The sequence below is a fragment of the Streptomyces longisporoflavus genome, from assembly GCF_014649775.1.
Lineage (GTDB): Bacteria > Actinomycetota > Actinomycetes > Streptomycetales > Streptomycetaceae > Streptomyces > Streptomyces longisporoflavus.
In genome coordinates this window covers 259,578-274,617 of record NZ_BMTR01000010.1, presented here as the reverse complement: position 1 = coordinate 274,617, position 15,040 = coordinate 259,578, and the positions used below count along the sequence as shown (strand labels likewise).

General features: G+C 69.8%; 14 protein-coding genes and 1 tRNA gene. 11 read left to right on the top strand and 4 right to left on the bottom strand.

Going from position 1 to position 15,040, the window contains the following annotated elements:
- The first annotated feature begins 62 nt into the window (after positions 1–62).
- From paaA to IE226_RS22095, 6 genes are all read left to right on the top strand, one after another.
- Positions 63–1,061, top strand: coding sequence for a 1,2-phenylacetyl-CoA epoxidase subunit PaaA (gene paaA, locus IE226_RS22120; RefSeq protein ID WP_190083041.1), 999 nt, complete (start codon positions 63–65; stop codon positions 1,059–1,061).
- Positions 1,058–1,348, top strand: a complete 291-nt coding sequence (paaB, locus tag IE226_RS22115) for a 1,2-phenylacetyl-CoA epoxidase subunit PaaB (protein ID WP_190083040.1) — start codon at positions 1,058–1,060, stop codon at positions 1,346–1,348. Before paaA ends, paaB begins: the two co-directional genes overlap by 4 nt.
- Positions 1,345–2,103, top strand: coding sequence for a 1,2-phenylacetyl-CoA epoxidase subunit PaaC (gene paaC, locus IE226_RS22110; RefSeq protein WP_229871411.1), 759 nt, complete (start codon positions 1,345–1,347; stop codon positions 2,101–2,103). The genes paaB and paaC overlap by 4 nt, the downstream gene beginning before the upstream one ends.
- Positions 2,097–2,603, top strand: coding sequence for a 1,2-phenylacetyl-CoA epoxidase subunit PaaD (gene paaD, locus IE226_RS22105; protein ID WP_190083039.1), 507 nt, complete (start codon positions 2,097–2,099; stop codon positions 2,601–2,603). The genes paaC and paaD overlap by 7 nt, the downstream gene beginning before the upstream one ends.
- Positions 2,603–3,679 (top strand): 2Fe-2S iron-sulfur cluster-binding protein, encoded by a 1,077-nt coding sequence (locus tag IE226_RS22100; protein ID WP_190083038.1) that lies wholly within the window; start codon positions 2,603–2,605, stop codon positions 3,677–3,679. The genes paaD and IE226_RS22100 overlap by 1 nt, the downstream gene beginning before the upstream one ends.
- A gap of 168 nt (positions 3,680–3,847) precedes the next feature.
- The gene (locus tag IE226_RS22095) at positions 3,848–4,981 is read left to right on the top strand and encodes an acyl-CoA dehydrogenase family protein (RefSeq protein ID WP_190083037.1); all 1,134 of its coding nucleotides are present in this window, start codon (positions 3,848–3,850) and stop codon (positions 4,979–4,981) included.
- 102 nt (positions 4,982–5,083) lie between these two features.
- Here IE226_RS22095 and IE226_RS22090 read toward each other — a convergent pair whose 3' ends face one another.
- The 4 genes from IE226_RS22090 to IE226_RS22075 form a co-directional block, all read right to left on the bottom strand.
- A complete protein-coding gene (locus IE226_RS22090) occupies positions 5,084–5,431 on the bottom strand; it encodes a rhodanese-like domain-containing protein (protein ID WP_190083036.1) in 348 nt (115 codons plus the stop codon).
- Positions 5,432–5,464: 33 nt separating this feature from the next.
- Positions 5,465–6,343 (bottom strand): J domain-containing protein, encoded by an 879-nt coding sequence (locus IE226_RS22085; protein ID WP_373307007.1) that lies wholly within the window; start codon positions 6,341–6,343, stop codon positions 5,465–5,467.
- A gap of 242 nt (positions 6,344–6,585) precedes the next feature.
- A complete protein-coding gene (locus IE226_RS22080) occupies positions 6,586–8,115 on the bottom strand; it encodes a DUF2252 domain-containing protein (protein WP_190083034.1) in 1,530 nt (509 codons plus the stop codon).
- A 313-nt stretch (positions 8,116–8,428) separates the two neighbouring features.
- Positions 8,429–8,515 (bottom strand) — tRNA-Leu (locus tag IE226_RS22075).
- 428 nt (positions 8,516–8,943) lie between these two features.
- Here IE226_RS22075 and IE226_RS22070 point away from each other — a divergent pair.
- The 5 genes from IE226_RS22070 (at position 8,944) to IE226_RS22050 (ending at position 14,977) form a co-directional block, all read left to right on the top strand.
- Positions 8,944–9,852, top strand: a complete 909-nt coding sequence (locus IE226_RS22070) for an FHA domain-containing protein (RefSeq protein WP_190083033.1) — start codon at positions 8,944–8,946, stop codon at positions 9,850–9,852.
- A gap of 10 nt (positions 9,853–9,862) precedes the next feature.
- A complete protein-coding gene (locus IE226_RS22065) occupies positions 9,863–10,387 on the top strand; it encodes an FHA domain-containing protein FhaB/FipA (RefSeq protein WP_190083032.1) in 525 nt (174 codons plus the stop codon).
- A 128-nt stretch (positions 10,388–10,515) separates the two neighbouring features.
- A complete protein-coding gene (locus IE226_RS22060) occupies positions 10,516–12,072 on the top strand; it encodes a Stp1/IreP family PP2C-type Ser/Thr phosphatase (RefSeq protein WP_229871406.1) in 1,557 nt (518 codons plus the stop codon).
- 26 nt (positions 12,073–12,098) lie between these two features.
- Entirely contained in the window at positions 12,099–13,523 is a 1,425-nt protein-coding gene (locus tag IE226_RS22055) for an FtsW/RodA/SpoVE family cell cycle protein (protein WP_190083031.1), read from the top strand.
- Entirely contained in the window at positions 13,520–14,977 is a 1,458-nt protein-coding gene (locus IE226_RS22050) for a peptidoglycan D,D-transpeptidase FtsI family protein (RefSeq protein WP_190083030.1), read from the top strand. The genes IE226_RS22055 and IE226_RS22050 overlap by 4 nt, the downstream gene beginning before the upstream one ends.
- The last annotated feature ends 63 nt before the right edge of the window (positions 14,978–15,040 follow it).

Below are 15,040 nucleotides of genomic sequence, written 5' to 3'. Positions count from 1 at the left end.
CCATTGAACTCGACGAACCGAACGATCGGTCGGTAGCTAGCTAAAGGTCGAGGGGGACCGCGATGGCGACAGCAGCCGAGCATCAGACGGCCCGGTCCGAGGCGGACCAGGCAGCGGCCGACGCCGCACGTACAGCAGCGCACACGGCGGCCTTCGACGCCGCGGTCGCGGCCGACGAGCGCATCGAGCCGCGCGACTGGATGCCCGACGCCTATCGCGCCTCACTGGTCAGGCAGATAGCGCAGCACGCCCACTCCGAGATCATCGGCATGCAGCCGGAGGCCAACTGGATCACGCGCGCCCCGTCCCTGCGGCGCAAGGCGATCCTGATGGCCAAGGTGCAGGACGAGGCCGGCCACGGCCTGTATCTGTACAGCGCCGCCGAGACCCTGGGCGCCAGCCGTGACGAGCTGCTCGACAAGCTGCACTCGGGCCGCCAGAAGTACTCGTCGATCTTCAATTACCCGACGCTGACCTGGGCCGACGTCGGCGCGATCGGCTGGCTGGTGGACGGCGCCGCGATCACGAACCAGGTCCCCCTCTGCCGCTGTTCGTACGGGCCCTACGCCCGCGCGATGGTCCGCGTCTGCAAGGAGGAGTCGTTCCACCAGCGCCAGGGGTACGAATCGCTGCTCGCCCTCAGCCGGGGCACCGAAGCGCAGCACGCGATGGCACAGGACGCGGTGGACCGCTGGTGGTGGCCGTCCCTGATGATGTTCGGCCCGCCAGACGACGAGTCGTCGCACTCGGAACAGTCGATGACCTGGAAGATCAAGCGCCACTCGAACGACGAGCTGCGCCAGCGCTTCGTGGACATCTGCGTCCCCCAGGCCGAGTCCCTCGGCCTGACGCTCCCCGACCCGGACCTCGTGTGGAACGAAGAGCGGGGACATCACGACTTCGGCGCGATCGACTGGACGGAGTTCTGGGCGGTCCTCAAGGGCAACGGCCCCTGCAACGAACAGCGGATCACCCAGCGCAGGAACGCGCACGAGGAAGGCGCGTGGGTGCGCGAGGCAGCGGCGGCGTTCGCCGCCAAGCACGGGGAGGCGAAGGCATGAGCAGCTCGACCGAGTGGCCGCTGTGGGAGGTGTTCGTGCGCTCCCGCCGCGGGCTCTCCCACACCCACGCAGGCAGCCTGCACGCCCCGGACGCGGAGATGGCCCTGCGCAACGCCCGCGATCTGTACACCCGCCGGAGCGAGGGCGTCTCGATCTGGGTCGTGCCGTCCGCGCAGATCACCGCCTCCTCGCCGGACGAGAAGGACTCCTTCTTCGAACCGGCGGGCGACAAGCCCTACCGCCACCCGACGTTCTACGACATCCCGGAGGGGGTGAAGCACCTGTGAGCACGCCACTGACCCCGACGGCCCCGACAGCCACAGCCACCGCCCTCGCCCTGGGCGATGACGCACTGGTGCTCTCGCACCGGCTGGGGGAGTGGGCGGGCCACGCGCCCGTCCTCGAGGAAGAGGTCGCCCTCGCGAACATCGCCCTCGACCTGCTCGGCCAGGCACGCGTCCTGCTCTCCCTGGCCGGGGACGAGGACGAGCTGGCCTACCTCCGCGAGGAGCGCGCCTTCCGCAACCTCCAGCTGGTCGAGCAGCCGAACGGCGACTTCGCCCGCACCATCGCCCGCCAGCTCTACTTCTCCACCTACCAGAACCTGTTGTACGGGCAGCTGGCGAGCGGCGACGGCACGTTCGCCCCGCTGGCGGCGAAGGCGGTCAAGGAAGTCGCCTACCACCAGGATCACGCGGAGCAGTGGACGCTGCGGCTCGGTGACGGGACCGCGGAGAGCCACGAGCGCATGCAGCGCGGGCTCGACGCGCTCTGGCGATTCACCGGAGAGATGTTCCAGCCGGTGGGGGGCCTCGACGGCGCGGACGGCACCGGGGGCGTCGTCTGGCCGGCGCTGCGCGAGAGCTGGACGGCCTCGGTGTCCGCCGTCATCGAGAAGGCGACCCTGACCGTGCCCACCGGCCCGCAGGAAGGGGCCTGGGCCGCGGGCGCGGGCCGCCAGGGCCTGCACACCGAGTCCTTCGGGCGGATGCTCGCGGAGATGCAGCATCTGCACCGCAGCCATCCGGGGGCGTCATGGTGACCACCGCGCTCGAGGAGGAGCTCCTTGCCCTCGCCGGTTCCGTGCCCGACCCGGAGCTGCCGGTCATCACGCTCGCCGAGCTCGGGGTCCTGCGCGGGCTCCGGGTCCGCGGCATCGGCAAGGTCGACGTCGAGCTGACCCCCACCTACACCGGCTGTCCGGCCATAGAGACCATGACCGCCGACATCGAGCAGGTGCTGCGCGAGCGTGGCATGGCGGAGGTCTCCGTGCGCACCGTGCTCTCCCCCGCCTGGTCGACGGACGACATCAGCGCCGAGGGCCGGCGCAAGCTGGCGGAGTTCGGCATCGCACCTCCGCGCCCGCACAGCGTCGACGGCCCCGGCACCGGCGGACCGATACCGCTGACCCTCTCGGTCCGCTGCCCGCACTGCGGCTCGACCGACACCGAACTGCTCAGCCGCTTCTCCTCGACGGCCTGCAAGGCCCTGCGCCGGTGCGTCTCCTGCCGTGAACCGTTCGACCACTTCAAGGAGTTGTGATGGCCCGCTTCCACCAGCTGCGGGTAGCGGCCGTCGAGCAGCTCACCGACGACTCCGTGACGCTGACCTTCGAGGTGCCGCCGGCCCTGCGCGAGGAGTTCCGGTACGCACCGGGGCAGCACCTCGCCGTGCGCCGCTTCGTCGACGGCACCGAGATCCGGCGTACGTACTCGATCTGCGCGCCCGCGCCCCACCCCGAGCGCCCTTCGGAGCCGGCGACGCTGCGGGTCGGCGTGCGCTTCGTCGAGGGGGGTGCCTTCTCGACGTACGCCCTGAAGGAGGTCGCCGTCGGTGACGAGCTCGAGGTGATGACCCCGGCCGGGCGCTTCACGCTCGAACCGGCACCCGGACGCTATGCGGCGGTGGTCGGAGGCAGTGGGATCACGCCGGTGCTCTCCATAGTGACGACGCTCCTGGAGCGCGACCCGAGCGCCACGTTCTGCCTCGTCCGGAGCGACCGCACCGCAGCGTCGACGATGTTCCTGGAGGAGGTCGCCGACCTCAAGGACCGCTGGCCCGAGCGGTTCCAGCTGGTCACGGTGCTCTCCCGTGAGGAACAGCAGTCGGGGCTCGACTCCGGACGGCTCGACGAGGAGCGGCTCGGCCGGCTGCTGCCGGCGCTGCTGCCCGTCGACGAGGTGGCGGGCTGGTTCCTGTGCGGCCCCTTCGGTCTGGTGCAGGGCGCGGAGAAGGCTCTGCGGCGCCTGGGCGTACCCCGCGAGCGGGTCCACGAGGAGATCTTCCACATAGACGACGGCCTCGCGTCGCCGACACCCGTCACCGCGTCGCCCGCCCCCGCGAACAGCACCGTGACGGCCACGCTCGACGGCCGCTCCGGCACCTGGCCGGTGCGGGACGGGGAGTCCCTCCTCGACACCGTGCTGCGCAACCGCGCGGACGCGCCGTACGCCTGCAAGGGCGGTGTGTGCGGGACCTGCCGGGCTTTCCGGGTCTCCGGCGAGGTGCGGATGAACCGCAACTTCGCGCTGGAGCCGGAGGAGACGGAGGCGGGGTACGTGCTCGCGTGCCAGTCCCATCCGGCCACGGCCACAGTGGAGCTGGACTTCGACCGCTGAGACGAGGGCCGGCCCGCCCACCCCGCCGCTGTTCTCCGCCCGCCGCTGTTCACCGCCCAGTCACTGTTCCCTTCCCGTAGAACCTGTTCTATCTTGACGGCCCGTCAGAAACTGCGGCGGACAGGGACAGGGACAACACGTCGGGCCGGGTGCACGGGAGGACGAGCAGTGGACTTCACCTTCACCGAGGAACAGCAGGCGGCCGTCGAGGCGGCGAAGGCGCTCTTCGCCTCCGTCGCCCCCGACGCAGTGCCGAGCCCCGCCCTCGTACCGGGCGCCGTCGCCGAGGACTTCGACCGCGCGCTGTGGGCCAAGCTGGCCGGAGCCGACCTGCTGAGCCTGCTTCTCGACCCCGAGTACGGCGGCGCGGACCTGGACGCCATCGCGCTCTGCCTGGTCCTGCGCGAGTCGGCGAGGAAGCTCGCCCGCGTCCCGCTCCTGGAGAGCAGCGCGGCCGCGTATGCCGTGCAGACGTACGGCAGCCCGGAATTGCAGCAGCGGATCCTGCCGAAGGCCGCCCGCGGAGAGCTCGTCCTGACCGTCGCGGCGAACGGACGCAGCGGACACGACCCCGCCGAACTAGCCGTCACCGCACGGCAGGACGGCGACGGCTGGCTGCTCGACGGCACGCAGACCGCAGTCCCCTGGGCGCAGAACGCCGACCACATCGTCGTACCCGCCCACACGTCCGCGGGTCGGTCCATCCTCGCCCTGGTCCCCCGCGTGTACGAGGGCCTTGGCATCGCCGATCAGGTGTCCACGAGCGGTGAGCGACTCGGCGAGCTCAGCCTGAGTTCCGTACGGATCGGCGGCTCCGACGTCATCGACGCCGACGGCGCTTGGGAGTGGCTGCGCGATCTGCTCACCACCGGGACCTGCGCCCTCGCGCTCGGCCTCGGCGAGGCGGTACTGAGCATGACCAGCGAATACACCGGAAAACGTGAGCAGTTCGGCTTCCCGGTCGCCACTTTCCAGGCCGTGGCGGTGCAGGCGGCCGACCGCTACATCGACCTGCGCGCGATGGAGGTCACCCTCTGGCAGGCCGCCTGGCGCATCAGTACCGGTGCGAGCGGCGCGCTGCCCGCCACGGGAGATGTGGCCGTCGCCAAGATCTGGGCGTCGGACGGCGTACGCAGGGTCGTGCAGACCGCCCAGCACCTGCACGGCGGCTTCGGCTCCGACACCGACTATCCCCTGCACCGCTATCACGCGTGGGCCAAGCATCTCGAGCTGTCCCTCGGCCCGGCAGCGGCCCACGAAGCGACCCTCGGCGACCTGCTCGCCGCCCACCCACTCGGCTGAGGAGACCACAGAGGCTGGGGAGACCGCAGAGGCCGAGGCACCGCCAAGAACGATCAGCCCCAAGCCCTGACAACCCTGACGACTCCGACGGGACTAACGGGACTAGACCACAGTGCCCGGCTGGCCCTTGTCGTCGACGACGGGACGGCCCGCCGCCTCCCAGCTCTGCATGCCGCCGTCGACGTTCACCGCGTCGATCCCCTGCTGTACGAGATACATGGTGACCTGCGCCGAACGCCCGCCGACCCGGCAGATGACATTGACCTTGCCGTCCTGCGGGGCGGCTTCGGTCAGCTCACCGAAACGCGCGACGAACTCGCTCATCGGGATGTGCAACGCACCTGCGGCGTGGCCCGCCTGCCATTCCTCGTCCTCACGGACGTCGAGGAGAAAGTCGCCGCTTGCGAGGTCGTCGACACCGACCGTGGGCACCTGGGATCCGAAAGCCATGCCCCGACGCTACCCGACGGCCCGAGAGATCAACTACGAGGTCAGCCGCGCGAGCTCGGCCTCGCGCTCGGTGACCTGCGCGAGCAGCTGCTCGGCGATCTCGTCCAGGAGCTGGTCCGGATCGTCCGGCGCCATCCGCAGCATCGCGCCGATCGCCCCTTCCTCCAGCTCCCGGGCGACCACGGTCAGGAGCTCCTTGCGCTGGGAGAGCCACTCCAGGCGGGCGTAGAGCTCTTCGCTCTTGCTCGGCCACTGCTGCTCGGTCACGGGCCCGGCGGCCCACTCCTCGGACAGCTCCCGGAGCACGGCCTCGTCACCACGGGCGTAGGCGGCGTTCACCCGCGTGATGAATTCGTCCCTGCGGCTGCGCTCCTTGTCGTCCTGGGCCAGGTCGGGGTGCGACTTGCGGACGAGCTCGCGGTAGAGCTTGCGGGCTTCGTCGCTGGGCCGCACCCGCTGCGGCGGCCGTACGGACTGATCCGTCAGCATCGCGGCCGCCTCCGGATAGAGCCCGTCGCCGTTCATCCAGCCGTGGAACAGCTCCTCGACACCCGGCATCGGCATGACCCGCGCCCGCGCCTCGTCCGCCTTGCGCCGGTCCTCCGGGTCGCCGCTGCGGGCCGCGAGGGCCTCGGCGATCTCCGCGTCCAGTTCGTCGAGGCGCGCGTACATCGGGCCGAGCTTCTGGTGATGGAGCCGGGAGAAGTTCTCCACCTCGACCCGGAACGTCTCGACGGCGATCTCGTACTCGATCAGCGCCTGCTCGGCCGCCCGGACCGCCTTCTCGAGCCGGTCCTCGGGCCGCGCGGCACCGCTCTGCCCCGCCGCCCCGTCAGTAGCTTCGCGACCAGCGGTCACGGGATCAGGATCAGGCGTCTGGGGCTGCGTCGGCTCGGCTTCCGGGGTCGTCACCCGTCCAGCGTAGGCCACCGCGACACGGCCCCGACCTCATGCCATCGCCGCCCGCCAGCAGAGCTCCGTCCTCCTGCCATTTCCCGACGCCGGCCAAGCCCCAACCTCAAACCACCCCCACCGCCGGCAGAGAGCCCCAACCCCAAGCCATCCCCACCGCGACCACACCCACGGCCCCCACAGCTCCCACAGCCCCCACAGCCCCCACAGCCCCCACAGCTCCAGCTCCCCCTCCCTCCCCCCTACACCCCCACCTCCGCCCCCACCCGCCCCTCCTTGACCGCGCGCACCAGTTCCTCGTGGTCCGCCTCCGTCCGGTCCGCGTACGTCACCGCGAACGCCGCTATCGCCGTGTCCAGCTCGTCGTTCTTCCCGACGTACCCCGCGATCAGCCGCGGATCGGCGCTGTGCGCGTGCGCGCGGGCCAGCAGAGCGCCGGTCATCCGGCCGTAGTCGTCGATCTGGTCGGCGGCAAGGGCGGCCGGGTCCACGCTGCCCTTGCGGTTCCTGAACTGCCGTACCTGGAAAGCCCGTCCGGCCACCGTCGTCCACCCAAGGAGGAAGTCGCTGACTACCTGCATCCGCTTCTGACCGAGGACGACGCGGTGTCCCTCATGCGCGACGTCCGGCACCTCGAAGCCCACCCCGGGCAGATGCGGGAGCAGTACGGAGGGTCGCGCCTCCTTGACCTGGAGCACCAGCGGCTCGCCCCGGTGGTCGAGCAGCAGTACGACATAGGACCGCAGACCCACGCTGCCCGTGCCCACGACGCGAAACGCCACGTCCTGGATCGCGTACCGCGCGATCAGCGGCAGCCGGTCCTCGGACAGCGTGCCCACGTACTCCTCGAGCGCGCCGGCGACCCCGGCAGCCTCCTCGTCCGGTATCCGCCGCAGCACCGGCGGCGCGTCGACGAAGCGCCGCCGCACCGCGCCGCCGTCCTCGTCCTCGACGCGCTCGGTCGACTTGGCGGCGAACCGGGCGCTCGTGTTGTGCCGGGCCTTCTCGGAGACGCTCTCCAGGGTGCCGAGCAGATCCCGCGCGTCCGTGTGCGAGACCAACTCCTCGTCCGCGATGGCGTTCCAGGCGTCGAGCGCGGGCAGCTTCGCGAGCAGCCGCATCGTGCGGCGGTAGGCCCCCACCGCGTCGAACGCCGCTTCCCTGCAGACGTCCTCGCTCGCTCCCGCCTCCCGCCCCGCGAGCACGAGGGAGGCCGCGAGCCGCTTGACGTCCCACTCCCAGGGCCCGTGCACCGTCTCGTCGAAGTCGTTCAGATCCATGACGAGTCCGCCCCGCGCGTCCCCGTACAGGCCGAAGTTCGCCGCGTGCGCGTCACCGCATATCTGGGCGCCTATCCCCGTGACGGGGGTGCGCGCGAGGTCGTACGCCATGAGGCCGGCGGCTCCGCGCAGGAAGGCGAAGGGGGAGGCGGCCATCCTGCCCACGCGGATCGGAGCCAGCTCGGGCAGCCTGCTGCGGTTGGTCTCCTGCACGGCCTCGACCGGGCCGGGGCGGCCGTCGTCCTCGGCGAACCGCTCGTGCGAGGCGCGGCTGACGCGCGAGCGCAGCGCCTTGCCCTCCCGCTTCGGCGATACGGCAGCCCCGCCGGCTCCCGAATCCGCCGCCCCCACAGACCCCGCCGACCCCGCTGACCCGGCCTGCCCGACCGACCCCGCAGTCCTCACCGCCCCCGCTGTCCCCGTCGGCCCCTGCGAGGCCCACTCCGCGAACCCCTTCACGTACGGCAACCGCGCACCGTTGATCCCCGCCATGACCTATGAACACCCCCACCGTCCAGGCCCTCGAAGGCGGTCCCCCGAAAGCCTCATCTGGCATGAAGGTACCGCCGGGCGCCGAAAGGCGTCAGAGCCTGTGGACAACCCGCGATCTGTGGACAACCCGGCGCACCGCCCCGCCGCCCGTGACATACATCACCGCGCCGAAGCACCCCTCCACACACAAGCCGCCCGCACAAGCCACCCCGCCCAAACCCCGCGCCCGAACACTCCCGGCACACCAGCCCACCAGCACAACGAAAAGCAGGCCCCCACCAGGACTTTCATCCTGGTGGAGACCCGCTCCACATGGTGCGCGAGGGGGGAGTTGAACCCCCACGCCCTTTCGGGCACTGGAACCTGAATCCAGCGCGTCTGCCTATTCCGCCACCCGCGCATGGGTGTTGTCCTCAGGCTTCTCACCACTTCGTGCGAACACCGTGTACAGAACACTTGGTGCGAACACTGTTTGGTGCGGCGCCTTCCGACATCCAGAAGATTAGCACGCTGCGGCGGGTGGATTCACATCCGTATCCGGGGGCACCTGCCCAGGTGATCCGGATGGAGAGGACCGGACCGACCGACTTCCGCCGTACACGGCGAAGCTCCGCAGTCCGGTGCGGGACACTGGTTTGAGGCCCCCTCTACGATCCCTGGTAGAGGAGCCTGAGAGGAGCCCGGAAGGATCCCCGAACCCTGGTGCGGGCATGCCTTGTGAGAGGCGACACTCATCGACTGGGCGGACAGGGGGAACCAGCCGATTTCCCGGCGCGTGGATACGATCAGTAAGCAGTACCAGGATGACTACGACGGAGGAGGTGCCCCATGGGAGTCATGAAGAAGTTCGAGCAGCGACTCGAAGGTCTCGTCAACGGCACCTTCGCCAAGGTGTTCAAGTCCGAGGTCCAGCCCGTCGAGATCGCCGGCGCCCTGCAGCGCGAGTGCGACAACAACGCGACGATCTGGAACCGCGAGCGGACCGTCGTTCCCAATGACTTCATCGTGGAGCTCAGCGCGCCCGACTTCGAGCGCCTGAGCCCCTACTCCGGACAGCTCGGCGACGAGCTCTCCGGAATGGTCCGCGAGTACGCCAAGCAGCAGCGGTACAGCTTCATGGGGCCCATCAAGGTGCACCTGGAGAAGGCCGAGGATCTGGACACCGGTCTGTACCGAGTGCGCAGCCGCACGCTCGCGTCCAGCACCTCGCAGAGCCCCGAGCGCGCCCCCGCCGGCCCCCAGGGCCCCGGCGGCGCCGGTCAGGGCCCCGCCAGACCCCCCGCGGGCGGCGCAGGCGGCGGCTATGGCTACCCGCAATCCCCTCAGCCCTCCAATGCGCCTCCCCCCATGCCCGCCGCGCCGCCCCCCGGCGGCCGTCCCGGCGGGGCCTCACCGGCACCGAGCCGCCCCCAGGGGCCCGGCGCGGGGCCCGGCGCAGGTCCTCTTCCGGGCGCGCAGGTGCGGCGTTGGATCGAGATCAACGGCAATCGCCATCAGATCTCCCGCCCGACGCTGGTGCTGGGACGCAGCACCGACGCCGATGTGCGGATCGACGACCCCGGCGTATCGCGCCGGCACTGTGAGATCCGGACCGGAACGCCCTCGACGATCCAGGATCTCGGGTCTACCAACGGCATCGTGGTAGACGGGCAGCACACCACCCGCGCTACGCTCCGCGACGGCTCGCGGATCGTCGTGGGCCAAACCACCATCGTTTACCGGCAAGCCGAAGGGTGAAGCGGGGGCAATGTCAGAGCTGACCCTGACGGTCATGCGGCTGGGTTTCCTAGCCGTTCTGTGGCTGTTCGTGATCGTGGCCGTCCAGGTCATCCGCAGCGACCTGTTCGGTACGCGCGTCACGCAGCGCGGTTCGCGCCGTGAGAACGCGCGACCGCAGCAGGCCGCACGCCAGCAACAGCAGGCGGCCGCACCACCTCCCCAGCGCCAGCAGCAGGGCGGCGGGCGGCAGCGCCGTGGCGCCCCCAGCAAGCTGGTCGTTTCCGAAGGAATCCTCGCGGGCACGACGGTCGCCCTGCAGGGCCAGACCATCTCGCTGGGCAGGGCACACGATTCGACCATCGTGCTCGACGACGACTACGCGTCAAGCAGGCATGCCAGGATCTACCCGGACCGTGACGGCCAGTGGATCGTCGAGGATCTCGGGTCCACCAACGGCACGTATCTCGACCGGACCCGACTCACCACCCCGACGCCCGTTCCGCTGGGCGCGCCGATCCGCATCGGCAAGACCGTCATCGAGCTGCGGAAGTAGTGCTACATCATGATTGAGCGCGAGCGGAGCGAGCGAACCGACGCGGTCCACACACTGGACGCCAGCGCGCTCCCGACCGGAGGGTGGGCACCGTGCGGATGTACCCGGAGCCGACGGGCGAGGTGCGCATGAGTCTGTCTTTGCGCTTCGCCGCCGGATCGCACAAAGGCATGATCCGGGAGGGGAACGAGGACTCCGGCTATGCCGGTCCGCGTCTCCTCGCGATCGCCGACGGCATGGGGGGCCAGGCCGCGGGTGAGGTGGCGAGCTCCGAGGTGATCTCGACGCTCGTCACCCTCGACGACGACGTGCCGGGATCGGACATCCTCACGTCGCTCGGCACCGCCGTGCAGCGCGCCAACGACCAGCTGCGCCTGATGGTCGAGGAGGACCCCCAGCTCGAGGGCATGGGGACCACCCTGACCGCCCTGCTGTGGACGGGTCAGCGCCTCGGTCTCGTACACGTGGGCGACTCGCGCGCCTACCTCCTGCGGGACGGCGTCCTCACCCAGATCACGCAGGACCACACCTGGGTGCAGCGTCTGGTCGACGAGGGCCGGATCACCGAGGAAGAGGCCACCACCCACCCGCAGCGCTCCCTGTTGATGCGCGCGCTGGGCAGTGGTGAGCACGTCGAACCGGACCTCTCCATCCGGGAAGTCCGCTCCGGCGACCGCTACTTGATCTGCTCGGACGGTCTCTCCGGCGTCGTCTCGCACCAGACGATGGAAGACACCCTCGCGAGCTACCAGGGCCCCCAGGAGACCGTGCAGGAGCTCATCCAGCTCGCGCTGCGCGGCGGTGGCCCCGACAACATCACGGTGATCGTCGCCGATGTCCTGGACATCGACAGCGGCGACACCCTCGCGGGACAGCTCTCCGACACCCCCGTGGTCGTCGGCGCGGTCGCCGAGAACCAGCTCCAGGCGCAGGACGACGGCGCCATGCAGACCCCCGCGGGCCGCGCGTCGGGCCTCGGCCGTCCGGTGCCGCCGCAGCCCTCCGGAGGCGGCTTCGGGCCGCCCGGCAGCGGTGACACGACGGGGTACGTCCCCGAGTCGAACTTCGGCGCGTACAGCGACGAGGACTTCGTGAAGCCCGGCGGCGGCCGCAAGTGGCTCAAGAGATCGCTCTACACAGCGCTCGCCCTGGCGGTCATCGGCGGCGGCCTGTACGGCGGTTACCGCTGGACCCAGACCCAGTACTTCGTGGGCACGAACGAAGAGAACGTCGCCCTTTACCGCGGCATCGACCAGGACCTGGCGTGGGTCAGCCTGTCGAAGGTCGAGGAGGACTACCCCAAGATCGAACTCAAGTACCTGCCGCCGTACCAGCGCAAGCAGGTCGAGGCGACCATCGCCGAGGGCAATCTCGACGACGCCAAGAGCAAGATCGAAGAGCTCAGCCTGCAGGCCTCGGCCTGCGAGAAGGCGGCCGAGCGCCGCGAGGCCGAGCGCGAGAACGCCAAGCCCGGCGAGGGCGAGGCGGGCGGCACCACCGGTCTGGCCGCCAAGGCTCCCACCGACGATCCGACGGACCCGGCCAAGCCGACCGATCCGGCGGACAAGAACGACAAGAACGACTCGGCCGACAAGAACAAGTCCAAGACCGCACCGACTCCCACACCCGGCCCCAGCCTCTCCGAGGACGAGGAGAAGCTGGTCCCACTGTGCGGTAAGCAGTAAGCAGCCGTTGGGGGCCTTTGCACGCCATGAGCAGTAGCACTACACATACGTCGACCATCGGCGCGATCGGGGCGCCGAGCAGGCGCAACACCGAGCTCGCGCTCCTCGCGTTCGCTGTCGTCATCCCGCTGTTCGCCTACATCAACGTAGGCCTCGCGATCGACGGCGAACTGCCCACAGGCATGCTCGGGTACGGGGCGGGGCTCGGTCTCCTGGCCGGTGTCTCGCACTTCGTGGTGCGCAAGTTCGCGCCGTACGCCGATCCTCTGCTGCTGCCCCTGGCGACGCTGCTCAACGGCCTCGGTCTGGTCGTCATCTGGCGCCTCGACCAGTCGGAGCGGCTGCAGCAGCTGCCCAACTTCAGCGCGGCGGCGCCGAACCAGCTCATGTACTCCGCGATCGGCATCGCCCTGTTCGTCGGCGTGCTGCTCCTGCTCAAGGACCACCGCGTCCTGCAGCGCTATACGTACATCTCGATGGTCGGCGCCATCATCCTGCTGCTGCTGCCCCTGGTCCCCGGCCTCGGCATGAACGTCTTCGGCGCCAAGATCTGGATCCGCGTCGGCGGTTTCTCCATCCAGCCCGGTGAGTTCGCGAAGATCGTCATCGCGATCTTCTTCGCGGGCTACCTCATGGTGAAGCGCGACGCCCTGGCCCTGGCCAGCCGCCGCTTCATGGGCCTGTACCTGCCGCGCGGCCGTGACCTCGGCCCCATCGTCGTCGTCTGGATCATCTCGATCCTGATCCTGGTCTTCGAGACCGACCTCGGTACCTCGCTGCTGTTCTTCGGCATGTTCGTCGTCATGCTGTACGTCGCCACGGAGCGCACCAGCTGGATCGTGTTCGGTCTGCTGATGTCCGCGGTCGGCGCGGTCGGCGTCGCCTCCTTCGAGCCGCACGTCAAGCAGCGCGTCGACGCGTGGCTCGACCCCATGCGCGAGTACACGCTGAGCCAGCAGGGCGTGGTCGGCCACTCCGAGCAGGCGATGCAGGCCCTGTGGGCCTTCGGCTCCGGCGGCACGCTCGGCACCGGTCTCGGCCAGGGCAACTCCGACCTCATCAAGTTCGCCGCCAACTCCGACTTCATCCTCGCCACGTTCGGCGAGGAGCTCGGCCTCGCCGGAATCATGGCGATCCTGCTGATCTACGGCCTGATCGTGGAGCGCGGTGTGCGCACCGCCCTCGCCGCGCGCGACCCGTTCGGCAAGCTCCTCGCGATCGGCCTGTCCGGCGCCTTCGCCATCCAGGTCTTCGTGGTCGCCGGCGGCGTCATGAGTCTGATCCCGCTGACGGGTATGACCATGCCCTTCCTCGCGTACGGCGGTTCCTCAGTGATCGCCAACTGGGCGCTGATCGGAATCCTGATCCGCATCAGCGATACCGCGCGCCGACCGGCGCCGACCCCAGCCCCGAACCCTGACGCCGAAATGACCCAGGTGGTCCGTCCGTGAACAAGCCCCTGCGCCGGATCGCGGTCTTCTGCGGGTTCCTCATCCTCGCCCTGATCGTCCGGGACAACTGGCTCCAGTACGTCCAGGCCGACACCCTGGCCAAGGACGAGAAGAACCGCCGCGTCACCATCGAGCGTTACGCCACTCCGCGCGGCGACATCGTCGTGGACGGCAAGCCGATCACCGGCTCCAAGGAGTCGGGCGACGGCAACGACCTCAAGTACCAGCGGACGTACACGAACGGCTCCATGTGGTCACCGGTCACCGGCTTCGCGTCGCAGAGCGTCGGCGCGACCCAGCTGGAGTCCATCGAGGACGGCATCCTGACCGGTAACGACGACCGTCTCTTCTTCCGCCGCAGCCTGGACATGCTGACCGGCGAGAAGAAGGAGGGCGGCAACGTCGTCACGACCCTCAACACCGCGGCGCAGAAGGCCGCGTACGACGGCCTCAGGGGCCGCGGCAAGGGTGCGGTCGCCGCGATCGACCCGTCCACGGGCGCGATCCTGGCGCTGGCCTCCGCGCCGTCGTACGACCCGTCCACCTTCGCCGGTGCCGACGGCAAGGCCTTCCAGAAGCTGGACAAGAACAAAGACAAGCCGATGCTCAACCGCGCCCTGCGCGAGACGTACCCGCCCGGCTCCACCTTCAAGGCGGTCACCGCCGCGGCGGCCCTGGAGCACGGTCTGTACGACGACATCGACGCGCCCACCAAGTCCCCGCTGCCGTGGACGATGCCCGACACCCAGACGCCGCTGCCGAACGAGGGCAACATCCCCTGCAAGAACGCCTCGCTGCGTGAGGCGCTGCGGGTGTCCTGCAACACCGTCTTCGGCAAGATCGGCTCGGACCTCGGCAAGGACAAGATGCTCGAGACGGCCGAGAAGTTCGGCTTCAACGAAGAGCAGTTCGTGCCGGTCCGCTCGAACGCCTCCGTCTTCCCCGAGAAGATGGACCGGCCGCAGACCGCGCTCTCCTCCATCGGCCAGTTCGAGACGGCCGCCACGCCGCTCCAGATGGCCATGGTCGCCTCGGCCATCGCCAACGACGGCAAGCTGATGGAGCCGTACATGGTCAGCGAGCTGCAGGCGCCGAACCTCGACGTGATCGAGAAGCACGCGCCCAAGGAGATGAGCCAGCCGCTCTCCGAGGAGAACGCGCAGAAGCTGCAGGACATGATGGAGACCGTCATCAACGACGGCACCGGCACGAACGCCAAGATCCCCGGTGTCACCGTCGGCGGCAAGACCGGTACGGCCCAGCACGGCGTCGACAACAGCGAGAACCCCTACGCCTGGTTCATCAGCTACGCCAAGACCGACTCCGGTTCGCCGGTGGCCGTCGCCGTGGTCGTCGAGGACAGCAAGGCCGGCCGCGACGACATCTCCGGTGGCGGTCTGGCCGCGCCCATCGCCAAGGACGTGATGCAGGCGGTGCTCGACAGCAAGAAGTGACCCGCGTCACGGCCTCTTCACATCAGTGCACGTTGCGATACCGGTCCTGTATCGGGTGACGGT

Bases quoted from the DNA above. Each gene is read 5' to 3' on its own strand.
- paaA (WP_190083041.1), top strand. From the start codon at position 63: ATGGCGACAGCAGCCGAGCATCAGACGGCCCGGTCCGAGGCGGACCAG.
- paaB (WP_190083040.1), top strand. From the start codon at position 1,058: ATGAGCAGCTCGACCGAGTGGCCGCTGTGGGAGGTGTTCGTGCGCTCC.
- paaD (WP_190083039.1), top strand. From the start codon at position 2,097: ATGGTGACCACCGCGCTCGAGGAGGAGCTCCTTGCCCTCGCCGGTTCC.
- IE226_RS22100 (WP_190083038.1), top strand. From the start codon at position 2,603: ATGGCCCGCTTCCACCAGCTGCGGGTAGCGGCCGTCGAGCAGCTCACC.
- IE226_RS22090 (WP_190083036.1), bottom strand. From the start codon at position 5,431: ATGGCTTTCGGATCCCAGGTGCCCACGGTCGGTGTCGACGACCTCGCA.
- IE226_RS22080 (WP_190083034.1), bottom strand. From the start codon at position 8,115: ATGGCGGGGATCAACGGTGCGCGGTTGCCGTACGTGAAGGGGTTCGCG.
- IE226_RS22070 (WP_190083033.1), top strand. From the start codon at position 8,944: ATGGGAGTCATGAAGAAGTTCGAGCAGCGACTCGAAGGTCTCGTCAAC.
- IE226_RS22065 (WP_190083032.1), top strand. From the start codon at position 9,863: ATGTCAGAGCTGACCCTGACGGTCATGCGGCTGGGTTTCCTAGCCGTT.
- IE226_RS22060 (WP_229871406.1), top strand. From the start codon at position 10,516: ATGAGTCTGTCTTTGCGCTTCGCCGCCGGATCGCACAAAGGCATGATC.
- IE226_RS22055 (WP_190083031.1), top strand. From the start codon at position 12,099: ATGAGCAGTAGCACTACACATACGTCGACCATCGGCGCGATCGGGGCG.